The sequence below is a fragment of the Crossiella sp. SN42 genome (genome assembly GCF_023897065.1).
Lineage (GTDB): Bacteria > Actinomycetota > Actinomycetes > Mycobacteriales > Pseudonocardiaceae > Crossiella.
The window spans coordinates 464,029-486,409 of record NZ_JAMHIV010000001.1 but is presented as its reverse complement, the minus strand read 5'-3'; the positions used below and the strand labels follow the sequence as shown (position 1 = coordinate 486,409).

The following is a 22,381-nucleotide window of genomic DNA, read 5'->3' as shown; positions in this document are numbered from 1 at the left end:
CAAAGGAGATCTCATGCGGTACCTCAACCGGGTGGGCGCGGCCCTGTCCGCGCTCGTCCTGACAGCACCCCTGCTCGCACTGGCGAACCCGGCCGTCGCGGCCGCGGCACCGGCCTCCGCCCTCGCCCCGGAGTGCGCGGCCACCCCGGTCGGCCCGAACTCCACGCCCCAGGCCCGCAAGCTGCTGTGCTACCTGTACAGCCAGTACGGCAACCACATCCTCTCCGGGCAGCAGGAGTCGACCTGGATCGGCGGCCCGGAGTACGAGATGAACCACATCCGCAACCACACGGGCAAGCTGCCCGCCATCCGCGGACTCGACTACGGCGACTCCAAGGACCTCGCGCCCAGGGCGATCGCGTGGTGGCAGGCGGGCGGCATCCCGATGATCGGCTACCACATGGGCGCACCGACCAAGCCGGACACCTACCAGGGCAGCCAGATGACGGTGTCGATCAACGCCGTGCTGACGCCGGGCACGGCCGAGCACACCTCGTTCATCCAGCGCCTGGACGGCGCCGCCGGCATGTTGCGGCAGCTGAAGAACGCGGGCGCGGCGGTGATCTGGCGCCCGTTCCACGAGGCGGGCGGCACCTGGTTCTGGTGGAGCAAGGAGGGCGGCGCCCAGTACAACCGGCTGTGGCGCTTCATGTTCGACTACTTCACCAGGGTCAAGGGGCTGAACAACCTGGTGTGGCTGCACGGGTACAACGGCGCTCCGCAGTCCTCGTTCTACCCCGGGAAGTCCTTTGTGGACGTCGGTGGCGCGGACACCTACGCCGGTGACGGCAACTACGACCCGCTCAAGCCGATGTACGACTCCGTGCGCAACATTGTGGGCGGCACTATCCCGATCGCGTTGCACGAGAACGGTCCCATCCCGGACCCGGACCGCCTGCAGTCCGCAGGCGCGCGCTGGGTGCTCTTCGGCACCTGGCACGGCAACCACCTGACGCAGAGCAACTCGCTGAGCCACCTGCGCAAGGTGTACGGCCACCGCTATGTGATCACCCGCGACGAGCTGCCGAACCTGAGGTAGCCGGTCATGAAAGACGTTGACTTACTTTATTTGCCAACGTAACAATTGCCACGGGTTTACCGTCGCATCGGGGAGCGAGGAAAACGATGGAGCGCCAGACGTTGCACGACGGGTGGCAGCTGAGCGTCGCGGCGGGCCCGGCGCCCGACGGTGTGCGGGCGGCCCGCGTGCCTGCCGCGGTGCCCGGCAGCACCCACCTCGACCTGCTGGCCGCGGGGCTGATCCCGGATCCCTTCCTCGACCGCAACGAGGAGTCGCTCACCTGGATGCACCGCACGGACTGGCGCTACGAGCTGACCTTCGAGACCAGGGCGCCGGCCGGGAACGAGCGGATCGACCTGGTGTTCGAGGGACTGGACACGGTGGCCGCCGTCGAGCTGAACGGCCTGCCGGTCGGCACCGCGGTGAACATGCACCGCACGCACCGGTTCGACGTGCGGCACCTGCTCCGCGACGGCGCCAACGAGCTGACCGTCACCTTCTCCGCCGCGCTGACCCACGCCGAACAGCTTGAGCGGGAGCTGGGCCGGCGGGACCACGCCTACCCGCACCCGTTCAACATGATCCGCAAGATGGCCTGTTCCTTCGGCTGGGACTGGGGTCCCGACCTGCAGACCGCGGGCATCTGGCGGCCGGTGCGCCTGGAGCGCTGGCACACCGGCCGCCTGGCCTCGGTCCGCCCGCTGGTCACCGTCGACCCCGACGGCACCGGCCGGGTCGAGGTGCACGCCGACCTCGAGCGCGGCGAGTCCGGGACGGGGCCGCTGTGGCTGGTGGTCACGGTGGACGGACGCACGGCACGGGTTCCGTTCAGCGGTGACCAGGCCGTGGCGACCGCGCTGGTCCCGGGTGCGCGGCTGTGGTGGCCTGCCGGATATGGCGAGCAACCCCGGTACGAGCTTGCCGTGTCGCTGGAGGCCGACGGCGAGACGATCGACGCGACCGAGCACCGCATCGGGTTCCGCACGATCACGGTGGACACCGAACCAGACGAGATCGGCACCCCGTTCACCTTCGTGGTCAACGGCAGGCCGATCTTCGCCAAGGGTGCGAACTGGATCCCGGACGACCACTTCCTCACCCGCGTCACCCGGGACCGCCTGGCCTGCCGGGTCGACCAGGCCGTCGAGGCCAACTTCACCATGCTGCGGGTGTGGGGCGGCGGCATCTACGAGACCGAGGACTTCTACGACGTCTGCGACGAACGCGGAATCCTGGTGTGGCAGGACTTCCCGTTCGCCTGCGCCGCCTACCCGGAGGAAGAACCGTTGTGGAGCGAGGTGGCGGCCGAGGCGCGGGAGAACGTGGCCCGGTTGACCGGCCACCCGTCGCTCGCGCTGTGGAACGGCAACAACGAGAACCTGTGGGGCTTCGCCGACTGGGGCTGGCCGGAGACGCTGGGCGGGAAGACCTGGGGCCTGCGGTACTACACGGAACTGCTGCCCGCGATCGTCGCCGAGCTGGATCCGACCCGGCACTACGCACCGGGCAGCCCGTACAGCCCCGGCGACCGGCATCCCAACGACGCGGACCACGGCACCCGCCACGACTGGCAGGTGTGGAACCACATCGACTACACGCGCTACCGCGACCACGTGCCGCGCTTCTGCTCGGAGTTCGGGTTCCAGGGCCCGCCCACCTGGGCGACGCTGTCGAGCTGGGTGCACGACGAACCACTGACCCCGACCTCGCCGGGGTTCCTCCTGCACCAGAAGGCCGACGACGGCAACGGAAAGCTCGAACGCGGGCTGGCCGCCCACCTGCCGGTGCCGGCGGACTTCGCTGACTGGCACTGGGCGACCCAGCTCAACCAGGCACGTGCGGTGGCCTTCGGCATCGAGCACTTCCGGTCGTGGTGGCCGCGTACGGCGGGTGCGCTGGTCTGGCAGCTCAACGACTGCTGGCCCGCCACCTCGTGGGCGGCCGTCGACAGCGAGGGGCGGCGCAAGCCGCTCTGGTACGCGCTGCGGCACGCGTTCGCGCCCCGCCTGCTGACGGTGCAGCCGAGGGAGGACAGGTCCGTCCTGTTCGTGGTGAACGATCACGACCAGCAGTGGAGCGGTGACCTGCGGGTCCAGCGGCAGTCCTTCGCCGGAGCGGTGCTGGAAGAGACCGTGCTCCCGTTCTCGGTGAACGCGCGATCCGTCGCCGGTGTCGAGCTGCCGGCGGCCCTGCTCAGCCCGTCCGCTCCGGCGGGGGAGGTGCTCGTCGCGACCACGGACCAGGCCCGGGTCGTGCACACCTTCGGCGAGGATCTCGACCTGGCCTATGACCCCGCGCCGCTGACCGCGCAGGTGGCGGCGGTCGAGGGCGGCTACCGTGTCGACGTGCGCGCCACCTCCTTCGCCCGGGATGTCGCGGTGCTGGCCGACCGGGTCGCCCCGGATGCTGTGGTCGAGGAGATGCTGGTGCCGATGCTCGCCGGTGAGTCCCGCTCGTTCCTCGTGCGGACCGGAACCCGGCTCGCCGATCCCGCGGTGCTCGCCGGGCCGCTGGTCCTGCGCAGTGCCAACGGGCTCTGCGCGCCGAGGGCGAGGTCCTGAGTGGCCACCGCGGATTCCACGGGCGCCGTCGGGCTGGTGCTGGCCCGCCCGGCCCGGCTGCTCGGCGCCGAGCCGTTCTTCATGGAGTTCATCGCCGGCATCGAGGAACGCCTCACCGGCGAGGACCTGTCCGTCCTGCTGCACGTGGTCGCCACGCACGACGCGGAGCTCGCCGCCTACCGGCGCTGGGCGGCCGATCGGCTGGTCGACGCGGTCGTGCTGGTCAACCGGTCCGTCGAGGACCCGAGGCCCGCGGTGCTCAGCGAGATCGGCCTGCCCGTGGTCGTCGTCGGTGAACCCGCCGCCGAGCTCAGCGCGCCCGCCGTGCGCACCGACGACGCCGGACCGATCAGGGAGGCACTGCACCACCTGCTCGAACTCGGTCATTCCCGCATCGCCCGGATCACCGGCCCGGCCGGCCTGCTGCACACCGCGGCGAGGACCGCGGCCATGCTTGACGGCTGCCGTGCGGCCGGTGCGGATCCGATGGTCCTGGAAGGCGACTACTCCGAGGAGTCCGGCGCGAAGCTGACCGCCGCGCTGCTCGGCAGGCCCGAGCCGCCGACCGCGATCCTCTACGACAACGACGTGATGGCGGTTGCCGGACTGGGCGTGGCGAAGGAACTCGGTGTCCCGGTGCCCGGCGAGCTCAGCCTGGTCGCCTGGGACGACTCGACCTTGTGCCGGCTGGCCTCGCCCGCGCTGACCACGATGAGCGTGGACGTGCACCAGTTCGGCGTCTCGGTTGCCGAGTCGGTGCTCGAACTGATCGGGGGAGACCCGGTCGCCGAACGGTGGTCGCCCACCGCCACCCTCGTCATCCGGGAAAGTTCCTCCTTCGCCGTCCAACGTTGACCACCGCACAGCCCACTCCGCAATCGACGTCGATCTTCGGCGATTTCGCGAACGGAAGGTGCCATGTCTGCGAAAAGGATCACTTGGTGGAGATCGTGGCCGGCCTGCGTGCTCGCCGCGCTCCTGGCCTGCCTCATCCCGTTACCGGCCGCGGCCTCGGCGGCGGCGCCGGTGCGGATCATGGCCCTGGGTGACTCGATCACCGGGTCTCCAGGCTGCTGGCGGGCGTTGCTGTGGCAGCACCTGCGGGACACCGGTCGCACGAACGTCGACTTCGTGGGCACGCTGCCCGCGCCGGGCTGCGGGTTCGCCTACGACGGGGAGAACGAAGGGCACGGCGGCTTCCTCGCCACGCGGATCGCCCAGCAGAACCAGCTGCCGGGCTGGTTGTCCGCGACCCGGCCCGACGTGGTGCTGATGCACCTGGGCACCAACGACGTGTGGAGCAACATCTCCACCACCGCGATCCTGAGCGCCTACACCACGTTGCTGAACCAGATGCGGGCAAGCAACCCCGGGATGCGGGTGCTCCTCGCCCAGATCATCCCGATGAACCCGAGCGGTTGTCCCGAGTGCGGGCAACGGGTGGTCGAGCTCAACAACGCCATCCCGGGCTGGGCGCGGGCCAACTCCACCGCCCGGTCGCCGATCACGGTGGTGGACCAGTGGACCGGGTTCAGCACCACGGCGGACACCACGGACGGCGTGCACCCGAACGGCACCACCGGAATCCGCAAGATCGAGAGCCGCTGGTACCCCGCGCTGACCGCGGCGCTGGACGGTCTGGCCGGCACGGCGTCGGCGTTGGTCGGCACGCAGTCCGGGCGCTGTCTCGAAGCGGCCGCGGCGAGCACCGCCAACGGCGCCAGGGCTCAGCTGTGGGACTGCGGTGGCGGCGCACACCAGCGCTGGAGCACCACGAACGCCCGCGAACTGCGCGTGTTCGGCTCGAAGTGCCTCGACGTCGAGGGGCGGGGCACGACCGCCGGCACCGCCGTGCAGATCTGGGACTGCAACGGGCAGCACAACCAGCAGTGGACGCTGAACCCGGACGGCTCCGTCACGGGCGTGCAGTCCGGCCTGTGTCTCGACGCCGCCGGGCAGGGCACCGCGAACGGCACGAGGACCCAGCTGTGGCCCTGCAACGGCCAGGCCAACCAGAAGTGGACCCGTCGCTGAGGCTTGTCGCGAGCGTGACGGATTCTCGGTGGCTGTGCGCGCGTGCTGCGGCCAGGACAACGAGTTCGTCGTCCTGGCCGCAGCCACACCGGTGAGTGGAAGCGCTTTCCTCTTACAGCTGCGCCTCCCAGATGGTGCCGCTGGAGGTGGCGTCGGAGTGGAGCCGGTCGCGGGCCACCGTGTCGGCGTAGAGGCTCCAGCGCATCCAGTCCACGAAGGTGTCGCGCATCCGCGAGTCGCCGTAGTAGCTGCTGTGACTCCCGCCGCGGAAGGTGAGGAAGGCCTTGGGGCGTGGCAGTTCCCGGTAGGCCTGGCGGGCGGAGGAGATCGGACAGGTGCTGTCCCGGTCACCGTGGATGAACAGGACCTTGGCCTTGACACTGCTGCTCGGGTTGCCCATGTCCACACAGGCCAGTGCGACCGCGGCGGTGATCCGCGGGTCAGGAGCGATGGTGAGCAGGCTGTGCGTGGTCATACCGCCCATGGAGTGACCGGAGACGCCGACGCCGGGTGCGGCGTTGATGTGGCCCCGCAGCGGGTCGTTGCCGGTGTTGAGCGCCAAGGTCCGGGTGATGACCTCGGAGACGTCCCTGGCCAGGTTGCCGTTCCTGGCATCGCCGATGCCGGCCGCGGCGAAGTGCGGCGCCGGGACGATGAAGCCCGCTTCGGCCAGCGGCCGGATGCGGTTGTCGGAGGTCTGCGGGCTGCCGCCGAGGCCGTGGGTGTACTCGCAGACCGGGAAGACGCCGTCGGCCACGGGCGCGTTGGTGACGGGGCGGCCGCCGGGGGTGCCTTTGGCTGGGTAGTAGACGTAGGTGGTGATCCGGCGGCTGCCGCGCATCCAGTTGTACTGGCGCACGCCGACGGCGAATGGTGTGGTCGGCGCGCCCAGCGGGTTGACCGCGGCGAGTGCCGGTCCGGCGCCGAGCAGGCCGAGGCCGAGGCCCGCCGCTCCGGCGGCGCTCAGGCCGAGGAATTGACGTCGTTGCATGGACATGGCAGGGCTCCTTGCGTGCGCGGATGGTTGTGCGGGGTAGGGTCAGGGGTGAGGAAGCTGGCGTGCGGCGGCTGGTTGTAGGCGGTGTTCTGCCACGCCACCGCCAGCCGGTACTGCCGGTCCTGCATCAACGAGGCCCGGCTGATCGAGGTCGGCGTGGTGGTGGAGTAGATCCGCAGCGCCCGGTTGTCGCTGGTGCGCCAGATGACCTCTTCCCGCCAGTCACCCAGGATGTCGGCCTGCAACACCGGAGTGGACTTGGTGCCGTTGTGGGAGGAGACCCCCGAACCGGTCAGCAGGCGGGTGTCGCCGCCGGTGCCGTACTTGCTGATCTGCGTGCCATCCAGCAGTTCGCGCTGGGCGTCGCCGTCCCACCAGATCACGAAGTTCTGCGAGCCGGGTTTGCGCGCGGCGACCTGGTTGCCGTTGGCCGCGCTGCGCAACCCGCCCACCGCACCCGACCAGATCTCCGCACCAGGACTACCCGCCCACACATCCGCGGCGACCCCGCGGCCGTTGCCGCAGTTGCAGGCCGGTGCCCGGTAGATGACCTGGCCGGTGCGGGCGTCGTGGACGTCCATCGCGGGCTGGTTGCCCGACTCGTGCACGGTGAACACTTCCTGACCCGGTCGGTTCGGGACCAGGTCGCTGACGTGCAGGGCGTCGCCGTGGCCGAACCCGGTGCGATACATCAACGCGCCGTTGTCATCGATGGTGGCCGAGCCGTAGATGATCTCATCGCGGCCGTCACCGTCGACATCGGACACTGACAGGTTGTGGTTGCCCTGCCCGAACGCCCCGCCGCTGCGACCGGAGTCATAGGTCCAGCGTCGGGTGAGCTGTCCGTTGCGGAAGTCCCAGGCGGAGACCACCGCGCGGGTGTAGTAGCCGCGCGCCATGATGATGCTCGGGCGGGGAAGTTGCCGGTGCCGGTGTGCACGCTGATCAGGCCGCGGTTGAGCTGCTCGGCCTGTGCGGGGGCTGGTGCGGCGGCGGTGGCGGGGTAGGCCGCGGCGGTGGCGACCAGGGCTGTGCATGGCAGGGTCCATTCGTCAGGGTTTGTTCTCCCGGGCGGTGCGGCAGGAGGCACGCCGAATGCCCAGTAGTTGTTGGCAGCGCAGGGAAAATCCACCTCAGGGGGGATGTTCGCGTTACCATACTTGGGCTTCCGGCTTCGGGGAAGACGTCAAGACCATGGTCCGTGCGCCGTCAACGTTTCCGGCAAGTCGCTCTCACGGTATCGACCCGCACCGTGAACAGGGCATTCGCCCTCGGCGGTTCCGCGACGTGAGCAATGAAGAACCTGTTGCGGTGCAGTGGTTTCGTCGAATCGACCGCGAGTTCGACGAAAGATTCGACATCGGCGCACCGGCCGTACCCGGCGCGGTGGCACCCAGCGAGTCGTCCACGATGGACAAGTCCCCGGTGGTCAGGGAGTGGTCTGTGCACGTTCCCAGAATCCGGTCGTCCGGCCCTTGAAACCAGCCAATGAATACGGTTACATTGGTGTGGTGGGCGACACAGAAGTGTTGTGCACGTTCACAGATCGCTGTCACCGCTGTGTCCCGCTTCGCTGGGCACGGGTCACGACCGTCCATTGAGGACCGTGCCTCGCACGGCTCGCTGCCCACTCACCGTTGGCGGCTCCTGCGACACCACCCTGCAACCTGCTCGCGATCCCTCCGCGAAAGAGGTAAATCCCATGTCCCTGAACGGTTCTGACACCCTGCGACCCGGCGAGGCCGTGCCCGCCAGGCGCGGGCGCGCCTCCCTGCTGCGACTGCTTCGGCGGACCGTGCCCGTCTTCGCTGTTGTGCTCGGCGTCGTCACCTCCGGCGTGGCGGCGGTTCCCGCATCGGCCGCGGACAACCCCTACCAGCGGGGCCCAAATCCGACCTCGGCCAGCGTGGCCGCCTCCCGGGGCACCTTCGCGACCGCGGAGATCGGCGTGCCGCGCGGGAACGGCTTCGGCGGCGGGCGGATCTACTACCCCACCGACACCAGACAGGGCACGTTCGGCGCCATCGCGATCGTGCCCGGGTACACCGCGACCTGGGCGGCCGAAGGCGCCTGGATGGGACCCTGGCTGGCCTCGTTCGGGTTCGTCGTGATCGGGATCGACACCAACGGCCGCAACGACTTCGACACCGCGCGGGGTACGCAGCTGCTGGCCGCGCTGGACTACCTCACGCAGCGCAGCCCGGTCCGCGACCGGGTCGATGCCAAGCGGCTGGCGGTGATGGGCCATTCCATGGGTGGTGGCGGAGCGCTCGTCGCGGCGCAGCAGCGCCCGTCGCTGAAGGCCTCGGTCGGCCTGGCGCCGTTCAAGCCCTCCGGCGCGCCGAGCAACGACCGGGTGCCGACGATGGTCATCGCCGGTCAGCACGACGGCACGGTCACTCCGTCCTCTGTGGACGGTCTGTACCGCGCGATCCCGGCCACCACGGAGAAGGCCTACCTGGTCTTCGCCGGTGCCGGCCACGGCTTTCCGACTCGTCCGAACCAGCTGCAGATGCGGGTGGTGATCCCGTGGCTGAAGAGCTTCGTCGATCACGACACCCGGTACCACCAGTTCCTGTGCCCGTTGAAGGACCCGAACGGCATCACCGCTTACCGCAACACCTGCCCGCTCGTGGTGCCCGGCACCCGGGGCTAAGGCAGGGAGCCGTCAACCTCAGTCATCCACACGCCAACCACTGGAGTCCACTATGGACATCGGACGTCGGGAGCTGCTCAAGATCGGCGCCGTGGGAGCGGGGGCCATCGCGTTGCCGGGCGTGGGGGCGGTGGCGGGTGGCAGGGCCGCCTCCGCCGCCACCGGCGCTGAAACCGAGACGCTCTACCTGACCGGCCTGGACGCCGACCACCCGGTCGACTGGGACTTCCTGTGCACGAGCGGACGGCGGAGCGGGGTCTGGAGCCGGATCGCCACCCCGTCGAACTGGGAGTGCGAGGGTTACGGCAGCTACAACTACGGCTCGAACCTGGTGCCGGCGGAGAAAGGCAGGTACCGGCACCGCTTCACCCCACCCGCGAGCTGGTCGGGCCGCCGGGTCTACCTCGTCTTCGACGGTTCCATGACGGACACGGAGGCCTGGCTCAACGGCAGCTCGGTCGGCCCGGTGCACCGAGGTGGCTTCTACCGCTTCCGCTACGACGTCACGGCCCTGCTGCGACCGGGCGTGCCGAACCTGCTCGAGGTGACCGTCAGCAAGGAGTCCGCCGACGACTCGGTCAACAACGCCGAACGCAGGGGCGACTACTGGAACTTCGGCGGCATCTACCGGCCGGTGTCGCTGCAAGCCTTCCCCGCCGCGCACGTGGACCGGATCGCGGTCGACGCGCGGGCGAACGGCACCCTGGCCGCGGAGGTGTACCTCGCCGGAGCCGGCGCCGGTCACCGCGTCGTCGGGCAGGTGCGCACGCCGCGGGGTGAGGCGGTGGGCAGTGCGTTCGAGGTGGGCGTGCAGGCTGGGGCGACGAGGACGAGGCTCGCCACCTCGGTCAGCGGGCCGAAGTTGTGGACGGCCGAGACACCTGACCTCTACCGGCTGGACATCCGGCTGGTCGACCGTACGGGCGCGACGGTGCACAGCGTGTCGGAGCGATTCGGTTTCCGCACAGTGGAAGTGCGCCGGGGTGACGGCGTCTACGTCAACGGCAAGAAGATCATCCTCAAGGGCAGCAACCGGCACACGATCTGGCCGACCCTGGGCCGGGCGTCGAGCCCGCGGCTGGCCCGGCAGGACATTCTCCTGATGAAGGAGATGAACATGAACGCCGTGCGGATGTCGCACTACCCGCCGGACACGTTCTTCCTCGACCTGTGCGACGAGCTCGGCCTCTACGTGATGGACGAGCTCGCGGGCTGGCAGAAGCCCTACAGCGAACGAGCGGGCGCCCCGCTGGTCGCCGAGACGGTGACCCGCGACGTCAACCATCCGTCCATCCTGTTCTGGGCCAACGGGAACGAGGGTGGCTGGAACCCCGCGCTGGACGCGCACTTCGCCAGGTACGACCCGCAGGGCCGCGCGGTGCTGCACCCGTGGGCGAACTTCGGCGGCATCAACACCGACCACTACGAGTCCTACGACAGCACGCGCGCGATTCTCGCGAAGCCCGACATCTTCATGCCCACCGAGTTCCTGCACGGCCTGTACGACGGTGGCGGCGGGGCGGGACTGAACGACTACTGGGCCTTGCTGGGCACCGCACCGCGTTCGGCGGGCGGCTTCATCTGGGCGTTCTGCGACGAGGGGGTCGCGCGCGGAGACCGGGGTGGTGCGATCGACGTCAGGGGAAACCTGGCCCCGGACGGCATCCTCGGCCCCTACCGGGAAAAGGAAGGCAGCTTCTTCACGGTCCAGGACATCTGGTCCCCGGTTCAGCTCGCCGATCCCGGCTACTACGCGACCTCGTTCCCGTCCGGTTTTGACGGCACGGTGCGGATCGTCAACAGGTACGACTTCCACAACCTGAACCGGTGCTCGTTCGAGTGGCAGCTGCTCCAGCTCCGCCTGCCCGGCGCCTCGGGCACCGCGTCCAGGGTGGTGGCGCAAGGCGCGGTGCGGAGCCCGGACATCGCCCCCAGGGCCACCGGCGCGCTTGTGCTCGGCCTGCCGGAGAACTGGAACCAGGCGGATGCCCTGCGCGTCACCACAACGGACCCCGGTGGCAAGCCGATCGCCGACTGGGTGTGGATGATCAAGAAAGCCGCCGACTTCCGTGAGCGGATCGTGCTGCCACGCCCCACAATCGACCGCGTCACGGTGACCGAGGACCCGGCAGGCGTGACCATGACCGCGGGCGCCACGAGTGTCACCATCGCGAAGGACACCGGCAGACTCGCCGCGGTCAAGCGTGGCGGCAAGCCGGTGCCGCTGGCGAACGGCCCGGCGCTGGCCGTGGGAACCTCGGCGTTGCGCAAGCTGACGCACTTCCGCGACGGCACGGCGCACGTGGTGCAGGCCGACTACACCGGCGACCTCCGGTCCGTGCGCTGGCGCCTGGACACCAGCGGATGGCTGCGCCTGGACTACCACTACCACCGCACCGGGCCCCACGACTTCCTCGGCGTCACCTTCGCCTTTCCCCAGTCGCAGGCCACTGGTGTCACCTGGCTCGGCGACGGGCCACATCGGGTGTGGAAGAACCGCAGGCGCGGTGTGACGCCCGGTGTGTGGACCAAGGAGCACAACGACACCGCGACCGGGGCGGAGGGCTGGAAGTACCCGGAGTTCAAGGGGTACCACGCGAACACCCGCTGGGCCGTCCTGCACACGACATCCGGCGACATCACCATGGTGGCCGAGCAGGAGGGCCTGTTCCTGCACCTGTTCACGCCGAGGGTCGGCCCCGATCCGCGATTCGCGACCGCTCCGTTCCCCTCGGGCGACCTCTCGTTCCTCGACGGGATACCCGCCATCGGGAACAAGTTCCACGCCACGGACGCCCTCGGGCCGGAGAGCGGGCCCAACCTCGCCACAGGTGACTACCGGCGGACCATCCACTTCCGCTTCGGTGCCTGAGCAAGCGCTATCACTAGGAGAGGACTGACGATGCGCAGACAATCGAGTCGCCATCGAAGCCCAAGGCTGGTCGCACTCGCGGTGGTGACACTGGCCGCGACGATGGTGAGCGGCGGCCCGCCCGCCGCCGCGGACACCACGCCCTGGCCGGCCAACCCCAACTGGCAGCAGTACGTCGCGGCACCGGCCACGCCGAACGTGACCCCGGTCGCCGTGGCGCGCACCTCGGGAAATGTCACCAACGCGGCCGCGCTGGCCCCAGGCGGGCGCGGCACCGCCAAGCTGACCATGGCGCCCGGCGGGCCCGCCCCGGTGATCCTGCTGGACTACGGCAAGAACGTCGGTGGCTTCCCGTACTTCACGGTGACCGCGCACAGCGGCAACCCGGTCCTGCGCGCCGCCTACAGCGAGGCCAGGCAGTTCATGAGCGCCAAGGGCGACGGCGGCGGCGCCTTCAACGCGGGCGATCCGTCCAGGGTCAACAGCTACACCATCCGGGGGGCCGGCACGATCAACCACCGCTTGATCCAGGGCGGCCAGCGGTTCCAGGAGATCACGCTGACCTCCCCGGGCTCGGTCACGCTCAGCGCGGTCGGCATCCGGTTCAGCGCCTACCGCGCCACGGCGGACAAGTACCAGGGGCACTTCATGTCCAGCTCCGAGGAGCTGAACAAGATCTGGTACGCCGGGACCTACACCAACGAGCTCGCCATGCTGCCCGCGGGACTGGCGGGCAACCAGCTGCCGCTGATCCTGGACGGGGCCAAGCGGGATCGCAACGTCTGGATCGGCGACATCTACATCCAGGGACCGACGAACTACGTCAGCCTGGGCGCCAACGGTAACGAGTACCTCAAGCAGTCCCTCCGGCTGCTCGGCAGCCACCAGCTCAGCAGCGGGTTCGTCACCGGATGCCTGCCACCGCAGACACCGGTGCACACCGGCCCGCCCAAGCCGGGCACGACCGCGTGCTACTCCACGAGCTACTCCCTGTACTTCACCCCCAGCCTGGCCGACTACTACCGCGCCACCGGCGACCTCGCCTTCGTCCGGTCGCAGTTCCCGATCGTGCAGCGGCAGCTCGGCTGGAACGCCTCACGGCTCAACTCGCTGGGACTGCTGGTCACCGACGCCAGCGACGGCAAGGACTGGGACTGGTACGACGCCACCAAGACCGGCGCGGTGACCAGGTACAACGTGCTGTACTACCTGAACCTGACGGAGAGCGCCTACCTGGCGCGGGAGACCGGCCAGGCCGAGCTCGCCACGCAGTACACGAACAAGGCGGCGGCGCTGCGCACCGCGATCAACACCCACCTGTTCAACTCCCGCACCGGTGTCTACGACCTCAGCGACACAGTCCGCGGCACCGTCGCCCAGGACGCCAACGCCGACGCGATCCAGTTCGGCGTCGCGCCCGCCAGTGCCGTCCCCGGCATCCTGGCCAAGCTGAAGTCCACGCTGTGGGGCCCGCACGGCCCGCGGCCCTTCTCCGGCCCCGGTTTCTCCCCACTGGTCAGCCCGTTCGTCTCCGGCTTCGAGCTGCGCGCCCGGCTGGCCTCTGGTGACACCACCGGCGGGATGCAGCTGCTCAACGATGTCTGGAGCCAGATGGTCCGGCCCGGCCCGAACTACACCGGCGCCCTGTGGGAGAACCTGAACCCCGACGGCACCATCCCCAAGGGCAGCACGAGCCTGGCCCACGGCTGGTCGTCCGCCCCCACCTCGGCCCTGACCAACTACGTGCTCGGTATCCGGCCGGTCCGCGCCGGGTACGCCACCTGGATCGTCCAGCCGCAGCCCGGATCGCTGAGCTGGAGCGTGGGGCAGGTGCCCACCCCGCACGGGCCGCTGGCGGTCAAATGGGGCCGCGCGAGCGGCGGGTTCGACATGAACGTCACCGCCCCGGGCGGCACCAGCGGCACCATCGCCGTCCCGGCCTCCGGTCCGGACACGACGATCACCGTGAACGGAAAGACCGTCTGGCACCGGGGGACGTTCTCCGCCGGCGCCGGCGTCACCGGCGGGCACAGCGACGGGTCCTATGTCCACCTGTCGGTCAGCGCCGCGGGCGACTACCGGGTGGCCGCCCGCGGCTGATCCTCATCGGTCGCCAGATCACTGGAGTGCAGCGCTGGTCACGGCGGCGACAACTGCCGCCGTGACCAGCAGCACCAAGGCGAGGGCGGACGCTGCGATCGAGGGCGTCAGAAGCCGTTGAAGAAGCCGAACAGCCGGCTGATCCGGCCGCCCTCGAACCACGCGACGTCGAAGCCGCTCGCCACTGGCGGGGCACTGGCGGGGCCGACCTGCCAGGAGAAGTGGACGGCGTCGTGGTGGGTCAACACCGAGTCATAGGTGAAGAGCATTCCGGTGAAGTTCTTCTGCGCGGTGCCAACGTACTCGTCGATGGCCGCGGTGCCGTCGGCGGCGACGGTCGGGTCGGTGTACGTGGCATTCGGCGTGAAAACCTCGTCGATCATTGCCCGTCGAACCCGGTTGTCCGGTTCGTTCCACATCGCGATGTACTTTTCGACCAGTTCGACAACGGCGTTCTTGTCCATGCGAATCTCCTTCTGCTCCTGCCGGAGTGCGACCGGCCGAGCAGATCCGCCCCCCGTCACGCTGTCTGCGGTCGAATCACCGTACACGTCGACCACCAGCCCGCTCCCGTTGAACAGCGACGTCAGCGGACCGCGGTCGTTGAGGTAGGTGTGCGTGCCGCGCGAGGGCGGTGGCCGGCAGCGCGCCGGGCCACCGCCCTCGTGTGCCAGGTGGTCAGCAGGTGATGGTGGCCGCGGCCCAGTCCGCGTGGTCGGAGGTGTTGCCGTCACCGCCGTCGGTGACCTGGAGTTCGAGCATCCGCACACCGGTCACGTCGGCCTGGACCGGCACCGCCGCCGCACCGCCCCGCAGCACCGGGGTGACGGCGAGTTCGCGGCCGTCGCCCAGCACCCGGAACAGCACGCTGCCGCTGCCGTTCGTCTCGTCGTCCACGCCGGCCTGCGCGGAGAACGCGGAGCAGCCGGTGCCGAGGTAGACCCGCACGGACGAGGCGGCGTGCACGCCAAGGCCGGTCTGGTACCGGACACCGCCGATGCTGATCGGCCTGCCGTCGGCGGCTGCCTGCTCACCGTTGCTGCGGTCGCGTTCCACCGGGCCCCAGCTGTTGACCTCCGAGACGAACGGCAGGCCGGAAACGCGGTGCGCGCCCTGGGGTGGTGCGGTCACCAGGGGCGGCGCGAGCTCGCTCCAGCGTGACTGCGCGCCCGCCGCCGTGTGATAGCCCGCCGCCGCGGTCAACTTCACGGTCGCGGCCGGGGTGATGGGTCTGGCCGTCACCGTCCAGGTGGCGGTGAAGCTGCCGCCGGGCCGCACGAACGGCGTCTCGCGCACCGACGGGCCGTTGAGCACCCAGCCGTCCGGCACCTGGAGCTGCACCCTGGCGCCGATCAGCGCGGACGTGCCGTCATTGACCAGGCCGGCCGTCACCGCGAACGGCTTGGAGCCCTCGACCAGCTCCGGTCCGGTGAGGGTGAACGAGGTCAGTGGGGCGAGTTTCGCGGTGCCGCCCGGCCACACCCGGTACGCCGCCGCGCCGTGGGGCGGGACGCCGCCGCGGATCATGCCGGAACTCGCGTGCTGCTCCTTGGTCCACAGGTCCTTGACGCGGTAGGACTTTCCCTTCGGCAGGCCGAGCTCGGCGGCGGTCGCGCCGATGGCGGCGTTGCTCTTACCGCGGTTGAGCAGGACGACCGCGACCGAGCCGTCCGACATGGGCTTGGCCCAGACCTCCTGCTCGCCGTCGTCACGCACCTTGCGACCCTGGCTGCCCGACCAGTCCTGGTTCACCGCCAGCAGGTCACGGTTGAGCAGGATGCGCCTGGTCGCCTCGTCCATCGAGCGGACGTCGTTGCCCGCGATGAGTGGCGCGTTGAGCACCGACCACAGTGCGAAGTGCGCGCGGTACTCGGCGTCGGTCATGCCGCCGTTGCCGACCTCCAGCATGTCCGGGTCGTTCCAGCTGTCCGGCCCCGCGTACCGCTCCAGGCCGACCTGCTGGTCGAGGATGCCCATCACCGAGGTCCAGTTGTCGGAGATGTCGCCGGTGGTCCGCCACAGGTGCCCGCCGACCGCCCGGCCGAGTCCTTCCCACGGCCGGTTCTGACCCCACTCGCACAGGCTGTAGACGATGTTCCGGCCGGTCTTGCGCAACGCCTCACCCATCGCGCGGTACCGCTCCAGCGCCGGGCGGTTCTCGTTGTGACAGTTGTCGTACTTGAGGTAGTCGACGCCCCAGTCCGCCCACGTCCGCGCGTCCACCTCCTCGTGGTCGAGGCTGGCGGGGAAACCCGCGCACGTGTGGGTGCCCGCCGAGGAGTAGATGCCCAGCTTCAGGCCCTTGCCGTGCACGTGGTCCGCCAACGCCTTGATACCGCTCGGAAAGCGCGCCGGGTCCGCTTGCAGCCTGCCCTCGGCGTCACGTTCGCGGGCCATCCAGCAGTCGTCGATGTTGACGTAGGTGTACCCGGCGTCCCGCATTCCCGAGGACACGATGGCGTCCGCGGTCTGCCGGATGAGGGTCTCGTCGATGTCACAGCCGAACTCGTTCCAGGAGTTCCAGCCCAACGGGGGAGTGGACAACACCGCGGCCGTTGCCCTGGAAGGCTCGGCGCCGGCCGCGGTCGGGGTGAGGAAGGGGAGGGAAAGGGGGAGCAGTGCCGAGACGATCAGCGCGATCTCGCGACGCATGAACGCTCTCCTTGGTACTCGGGGGCAGCGGAGCTACCGGACGTCGTAGGGGTCCTGGCTGAGCAGGTGGGCCTTGAAGCCCTCGCCGAGGCCGGGCTCCGGCGTGCCGGTCCAGTCCTTGATGAGCACGGCCCCCGTGCTGCACCCCCACGGGTTCCAGGTCCACGCGAGGTAGCCGATGCCGTGCGCGTCGGCCCAGTTCACCAACCGCCGCATGTAGTCGAAGCCGCAGTTGTCCTGGCCGAACTCGCCGAGCACGACCGGGACCTGCTGGGCGAGCGGGGCGATCTGGCTGTCCCAGCAGGATTCGTTGGCGCAGGCGTTGAAGCTGTAGGCGTGCCAGGACGCCGCGATGTTGCGCAACGGGTCGATCGGCTTGTGGGCCAGCCATTCCCGCATGTCGTTGGCCCACTCGAGGCCGCCCAGCATGAGGACGTTGGTCGCGCCGGTGGCCCGCACCGCGTCGACCAGGTCCTGCATACCGGCGGTCTCATAGGGGAGACCGGCGCAAGTGCCGCCGTCCCGCCAGCACTTCCAGCCCAGGTTCTTGTCGCTGCCGATCTCCGGGTACGGCTCGTTGAACAGGTCGAAGACGACGGCGTCGTTGCCCTTGAACGCGGTGGCGACACCGGCCCAGAACTGCGGGGCGTACCGCGCGTCCGGCATCGGTTTCTGGCACACCGCGTGCTCGTCCTTGCAGTGCCACTCCGGCCCGCTCGTGTAGGCGCCCCAGGTCCAGTGCAGGTCGAGGATCACGTTGATACCGTTCTTCACCAGCAGGTCCACGTAGTCCTTGACGGCCTGCTGGTAGGCGGCGCCGCCGGGCGAGCCGTGGACACCCAGCCAGCACTCCTCGTTCAACGGGACGCGCACCGCGTGGATGTTCCAGGTCTTCATCGCGTTCACCGACGCCTGGTCCACCGGACCGCCATCCCACATGCCCTTGCCCTGCACGCAGGCGTACTCGCCGCTGGAGCGGCTCACCCCGAGCAGCCGGTACGGCTCGCCCTTCGCGGTGACGAGCTTGTTGCCGGCCACGCGCAGTGCCGGCGCGGGAACGTCGACCGGCGGAGTGCTCGTCGTGGTCGTGGTGGTGGTCGGCGGTGGGGTGCCGGTGCACGCGGCGCCGTTGACGGCGAAGTCAGTCGGCTTGGCATTGCTGCCGCTGTAGGAGAAGTTGGCTCCCGCGCTGACGCTGCCGCCCGCCGGGATGGTGCTGTTCCAGCTGGTGCCGGTGACGGTGACCTTCTTGCCCGACTGGGACCAGGTCCCGTTCCAGCCGTGTTGCAGGGACTGGTTGCCCGCGTAGGTGTAGGTGAGCGTCCAGCCGTCGACCGCCGATGAACCGAGATTGGCAATGGTCACAGTGGCGCCGAACCCGTTGCCCCAGTCGCTGGTCGTGTAGTCGACCCGGCACGCGAACGCGCCCGCCGTCCTCGCCTCGTTCGCCCACGACCCGCCCGCCACTGCGATCAGGGCCGTGCACGCGAGGGATACCGCGGCAGCCAGCGCGGCGAGCGCGGTGCGATGTTTTCTGACTGTTCCCGACATCAGCACTCCTTCGTGCAGGGGAGGTTTGTCAGTCTGGGAGCGCTCCCAGATGAATCGTGGCGAAAGCCGGATGTCAAACCCGGAGTTGAATCAACCGCGTTGGCCGACGCAGGATTGAAGACCATGAAGATGGTTACGCAGGTAGCCGAAGTAAGTCAACACGCTGCGCTGATGACTGCCGACGGCGGCTGTGCCGGCGCTGGTCGATCCGGCCTAACCGTCCCTGTCGACCGGGCTATTCAGCCAACTTGATGGGGCGTTGCCATACCTGCGCGAATGGTCAGGACGTCCCGCCCGCGCCGGCGGGCACCGGCCGCGTCCCGTTCGCGGAGCGGCCGTGGCCGAGTGTCAGCTCGCTCTGCAGCACGAGAACCGCCCCGCCGATCGCTGCCGCGTCTGACCCGTTGACCGACGGCACCACCCGCACCGGATGTGCCCGCCGGGCGAACAACCGGCGGTCCACCTCCTGCTGGATCACCGCCTGGTAGATCGAACCCGCCACCACGAAGCTCGGCCCGGCCAGCACGATCGCGTCCAGGTCGAACAGGCACGCCAGGGTGACCGCGGCATGACCGAGGTAACGCGCCGACCGCTCGACGAGCTCACGGGCCTCGGGATCGCCGGTGTTCGCGGCTGCCGCGATCCGCGCGAACTCGGTCAGCAAGTCGTCGCCGGCCGGATCAAGCGCCAGCCGCCGCACGAGTCCCGGTGTCGCCAGCGCCTGCTTGACCAGCGCCGACGGGCCTGCGTAGTTCTCCAGGCACCCGACGTTGCCGCACGGGCATTCCTCGCCGTGGACGTCGATCGAGATGTGACCGATCTCCGCACCGTTCGACGAGCTGCCCCGGTACACCTCACCGGCGACCACCACCCCGCCGCCGATGCCGGTGGCCATGTAGATACAGCCATAGGTGCTCCGCGGGTCCACCGCACCCAGCCAGTACTCGCCGATGGCGGCCGCCGCGGCGTCGTTGTCGAGCAGCACGGGCAGGCCGAGACTCTCCGCCAGGCGCCGCGCGACGGGGTAGTCGCACCACTCCTCGGTGGGCTGCGGCGTCAGCAGCACACCCGCGTCCCGGTCCTGCGGGCCGTAACTGACCAGGCCGACCCCCAGCACCTTCTCGCGGTCCACCGCGGCCGTCGCCAGCAGGGCGTCCACCTGTGCCGCCACCAGTGGCAGCCCTCGCTCCGGCGGCGTCGAGGCCATGCCTTGGAACGAGGTCCGGGCCACCGGTCGTCCAGCCAGATCGACGACCACGATGACGCACGTGTTGCGCTCCAGCAGGACGCCTACGGCATAGCGAGCCAGCGGGTTGAGCTGGACCAGCGTGCGCGGCTTGCCACCCGTCGGCGCGCCCCGGCCGACCTCGACGACCAGGCCATCGCCCAGCAGCTCCCGGACAACCTCGGAAATCGTCGCGCCGGTCAGACCGGTCGCCGCCGCGAGCTCCACCCGGCTGATCGTGCGCGCAGCCCGGATCAGGTCCAGGACCAAGCCGCGCGTCTTCGACCGGCTTGCCCCGACCGGGCTTCTCGCCACAGATCCCTCCTCCGTTCCACCCCTTTGCCAGGCTACTTTATTTACTAGGATCGCCGATCCGAGTCGGCCGCCAACAGCTCGCGGCGCAGTCGCTAGGTCACGAACGCCGTCGCTGCGGTGGCACCACACGAGCGTGGCGTGGCGGTATCGGCCGATCTGCTCGCCGATCTCCTTGCGCCCGGCGACGGCGGGTGAGACCCGGCGCTCAGCGTGGAGTGCCGCCGCTCAGCGCGTGGCGGCAACGCACGAGGTAGGTGCGCAGGATCTCGATCTGGGCGCGACCCACGTGATCGATGCCGCGAAGGAGGACTACCCCGAGCGCATCGCCGAGATCACCGGAGGCGCCGGTTGCGCAGGCGTCATCGAGACGACCGGCAACGTGCGGGTGCTTCGGCAGGCCGTGGAGAGCCTCGCCGCCCGCGGCACCGCGGTGGTGGTGGGCGCCCCGCCGTTCGGCACCGAGGTCGGGCTCGAGGTCAATGGTCTCCTCGGCGGCAAGCACATCGTCGGCATCACCCTCGGCGACAGCGAGACCCAGACGTTCATTCCCACGCTGGCGGCGATGGTCGCCGACGGGCGGCTACCGGTCTCGGAGCTGATCACCACCTACGACTTCGCCGACATCCAGCAGGTGGTCGAGGACGTCCGGAGCGGCGCGACCATCAAGCCGGTCCTGACCTTCTGCTGACCCGCACCTCAACCACCTGGCGACCGGCGACCGGATCATCCGCACCGCCCTGGCCCGCTGGCTCGGCGACGAGGCACTGGAGTGGACCGAGGATCTGGCGGACGGGCTGGCCGGGCACATCGCGGATCCCCTTGCCCGACGGCGGTTGTGCCGGGAGCTGGAGGAGACCGCCGAGGTTTTCGGGATGCGCGCGTGGGCTGGTCCGTCGCCAGGGGCGGCGGAGTTCGAGGCCGCGGTCTCCTCGGTGGTCAACGCGTTGCGCGGCGGTGAGCCACTTCCGGCCTTGATCGATGACGATATAGATCAGGATCACCTGGTCGAGCCGTTTGTGTTCGTGCGCAACGAGACGGTGCCGCTGGGCGAGGTGGTCGATCGGCACCGGGTGGTGGTGTTGCTGGGTGCGCCGGGGGCCGGGAAGACCGCGGCGCTGCGGTGGCTGGCCGGTGCGCGCGGAACGGATCGGGCCTTGCTGTTGCTGGACGGCCTGGACGAGGAGCCCGGCACCCGGCCCCAGATCCTCGACCGGCTCAGGCGAGTCATGACTGACCATCCGGACACCCGATGTGTGCTCGCGGTCAGGAACTACCCAGCGGACCTACCTCTCGCCAAACCAACGGTGGCCCGGTTGCAGCCCATGGCAGCGGCGGAACTCGCCCGGTTCGTGCGGTCGTGGCCGTGGAAACCCGTTGCCGGAGAATCGGATCCGGGTGCGTCGCTGTTGTCGGCGATCCAGGCGAGCCCACGACTGACCTCGCTGGTGACGGACCGGATGCTGTGCGCCGCACTGTGCGCCCTGTACCAGCGGAGGGGCGGACGGCTGCCCGCTGACGGCGACATACGCGCCGCGCTGCTGGACCAATGGCTCGAACCACCGCCGACCCCAACCCCGGCGCGGTGCCCGGAGCCGTTGTCCCGCACGGAAAAGCTGACGTTGCTGAGCGGCTATGCCAAGGGTGCCGGGCTGTCCGAGACGCTGGCGACCATGCCCAGGGTGCGGCAACCGGAGACCGAAGTGGTCAGCCAGATCTCCGGTGACGGGCAGCTGCTGCGGGACGTCGAGCCCGGCCGGTTGTGGTTCGCGCACAACACTTTCCAGGAGTACCTGGCCGCCGGGGGTCCGTGCGAACTGGGCGGTGAACTGACCCTCCGGCTGGAGTTCCCGATCGCGTCCGGTGGTCAGCGAGCGCCCGTCGGCGTGCTGGATGAGCTGCTGGCGCAGGTGACCACGCGGGCCGGACTGGACTGGCCGCCGGGCGAGGTCGTGGTCCACGACGCGCGCGTTCAGCTCGCCCTGCCGCCGTTGTCAGCGCGATTGGCCCGATTCCTGGAAAGCCTGTACGACGTGCTGACACAGCCGCTGCTTGGGCCGAGGCTGCGAGTGGTGCTGGCCGTCGGTCCGGAGCTGGAGCGGCTGTCCGTGCTGGCCGACAGTCCGGTGGTGCACCGGCAGTTGCCGTACGGCCGGATGGACTGGCCGGTGACGCTGGTGGTCTCCAGCCGGTTCTACACCGAGGCGCTGTGGTGGCAGAGGATCTCTTGGACGGGCTTCCTCATCCAGGTGCAGTCACCGGGACCGGAGGACCACCTGTGGCTGGGTGCCCTCGGGACGGGGCCCAGGGTGGCACCCGAGGGCCTGCGCTGGCACAGGCATGCCGATGGCAGGCCCCGATCCGAACTGCCGCAGTCGGACCGGGGCACCCCCTGGTGAG

15 protein-coding genes are annotated in these 22,381 nt (G+C 69.8%); 9 read left to right on the top strand and 6 right to left on the bottom strand.

The genetic code is table 11. The annotated features are described in order from the left end of the window. Window positions 1-13: 13 nt before the first annotated feature. The 4 genes from M8C13_RS02060 to M8C13_RS02045 all read left to right on the top strand — a co-directional run bounded on the left by M8C13_RS02060 (window position 14) and on the right by M8C13_RS02045 (window position 5,616). Window positions 14-1,039, top strand: coding sequence for a glycosyl hydrolase (locus M8C13_RS02060; RefSeq protein WP_252478681.1), 1,026 nt, complete (start codon window positions 14-16; stop codon window positions 1,037-1,039). Between the two features lie 86 nt (window positions 1,040-1,125). Then, window positions 1,126-3,582: a glycoside hydrolase family 2 protein gene (locus M8C13_RS02055; RefSeq protein ID WP_252478680.1), complete on the top strand. Its 2,457-nt coding sequence runs from the start codon at window positions 1,126-1,128 to the stop codon at window positions 3,580-3,582. Next, entirely contained in the window at window positions 3,583-4,437 is an 855-nt protein-coding gene (locus tag M8C13_RS02050) for a LacI family DNA-binding transcriptional regulator (protein WP_252478679.1), read from the top strand. 108 nt (window positions 4,438-4,545) lie between these two features. Then, on the top strand, window positions 4,546-5,616 hold the full coding sequence (locus tag M8C13_RS02045; RefSeq protein ID WP_252478678.1) for an SGNH/GDSL hydrolase family protein: 1,071 nt from the start codon (window positions 4,546-4,548) through the stop codon (window positions 5,614-5,616). Between the two features lie 112 nt (window positions 5,617-5,728). Here the strand turns inward: M8C13_RS02045 and M8C13_RS02040 are convergent, their stop codons facing one another. Together M8C13_RS02040 and M8C13_RS02035 are read right to left on the bottom strand one after the other, a co-directional pair. Next, window positions 5,729-6,607 (bottom strand): alpha/beta hydrolase, encoded by an 879-nt coding sequence (locus M8C13_RS02040; protein WP_252478677.1) that lies wholly within the window; start codon window positions 6,605-6,607, stop codon window positions 5,729-5,731. Then, window positions 6,580-7,650, bottom strand: coding sequence for a hypothetical protein (locus M8C13_RS02035; RefSeq protein WP_374213012.1), 1,071 nt, complete (start codon window positions 7,648-7,650; stop codon window positions 6,580-6,582). Before M8C13_RS02035 ends, M8C13_RS02040 begins: the two co-directional genes overlap by 28 nt. A gap of 665 nt (window positions 7,651-8,315) precedes the next feature. On the opposite strand from M8C13_RS02035, the gene M8C13_RS02030 reads away from it, so the two are divergent. From M8C13_RS02030 to M8C13_RS02020, 3 genes are all read left to right on the top strand, one after another. Further along, window positions 8,316-9,269: a dienelactone hydrolase family protein gene (locus M8C13_RS02030; RefSeq protein ID WP_252478675.1), complete on the top strand. Its 954-nt coding sequence runs from the start codon at window positions 8,316-8,318 to the stop codon at window positions 9,267-9,269. A 52-nt stretch (window positions 9,270-9,321) separates the two neighbouring features. After that, window positions 9,322-12,141, top strand: a complete 2,820-nt coding sequence (locus M8C13_RS02025; RefSeq protein ID WP_252478674.1) for a glycoside hydrolase family 2 TIM barrel-domain containing protein — start codon at window positions 9,322-9,324, stop codon at window positions 12,139-12,141. A gap of 84 nt (window positions 12,142-12,225) precedes the next feature. Continuing rightward, window positions 12,226-14,241, top strand: coding sequence for an alpha-L-rhamnosidase C-terminal domain-containing protein (locus tag M8C13_RS02020; protein ID WP_252478673.1), 2,016 nt, complete (start codon window positions 12,226-12,228; stop codon window positions 14,239-14,241). A 107-nt stretch (window positions 14,242-14,348) separates the two neighbouring features. On the opposite strand, the gene M8C13_RS02015 is transcribed toward M8C13_RS02020, so the two are convergent. The 4 genes from M8C13_RS02015 to M8C13_RS02000 form a co-directional block, all read right to left on the bottom strand. Continuing rightward, window positions 14,349-14,705: a nuclear transport factor 2 family protein gene (locus M8C13_RS02015; protein WP_252478672.1), complete on the bottom strand. Its 357-nt coding sequence runs from the start codon at window positions 14,703-14,705 to the stop codon at window positions 14,349-14,351. Between the two features lie 214 nt (window positions 14,706-14,919). Next, complete coding sequence (locus M8C13_RS02010) at window positions 14,920-16,893, bottom strand: NPCBM/NEW2 domain-containing protein (protein ID WP_252478671.1); 1,974 nt, start codon at window positions 16,891-16,893, stop codon at window positions 14,920-14,922. A gap of 33 nt (window positions 16,894-16,926) precedes the next feature. Next, entirely contained in the window at window positions 16,927-18,444 is a 1,518-nt protein-coding gene (locus M8C13_RS02005) for a cellulase family glycosylhydrolase (RefSeq protein ID WP_252478670.1), read from the bottom strand. Window positions 18,445-18,724: 280 nt separating this feature from the next. Further along, a complete protein-coding gene (locus M8C13_RS02000) occupies window positions 18,725-19,984 on the bottom strand; it encodes an ROK family transcriptional regulator (RefSeq protein ID WP_252478669.1) in 1,260 nt (419 codons plus the stop codon). Window positions 19,985-20,216: 232 nt separating this feature from the next. Between M8C13_RS02000 and M8C13_RS01995 the strand changes: the two genes are divergently transcribed. Together M8C13_RS01995 and M8C13_RS01990 are read left to right on the top strand one after the other, a co-directional pair. After that, window positions 20,217-20,672 carry a zinc-binding dehydrogenase gene (locus M8C13_RS01995; protein WP_252478668.1) on the top strand — a complete coding sequence of 152 codons (456 nt, stop codon included), beginning with the start codon at window positions 20,217-20,219 and terminating at the stop codon, window positions 20,670-20,672. Between the two features lie 184 nt (window positions 20,673-20,856). Next, entirely contained in the window at window positions 20,857-22,380 is a 1,524-nt protein-coding gene (locus tag M8C13_RS01990) for a hypothetical protein (protein WP_252478667.1), read from the top strand. Window position 22,381: the final 1 nt, after the last annotated feature.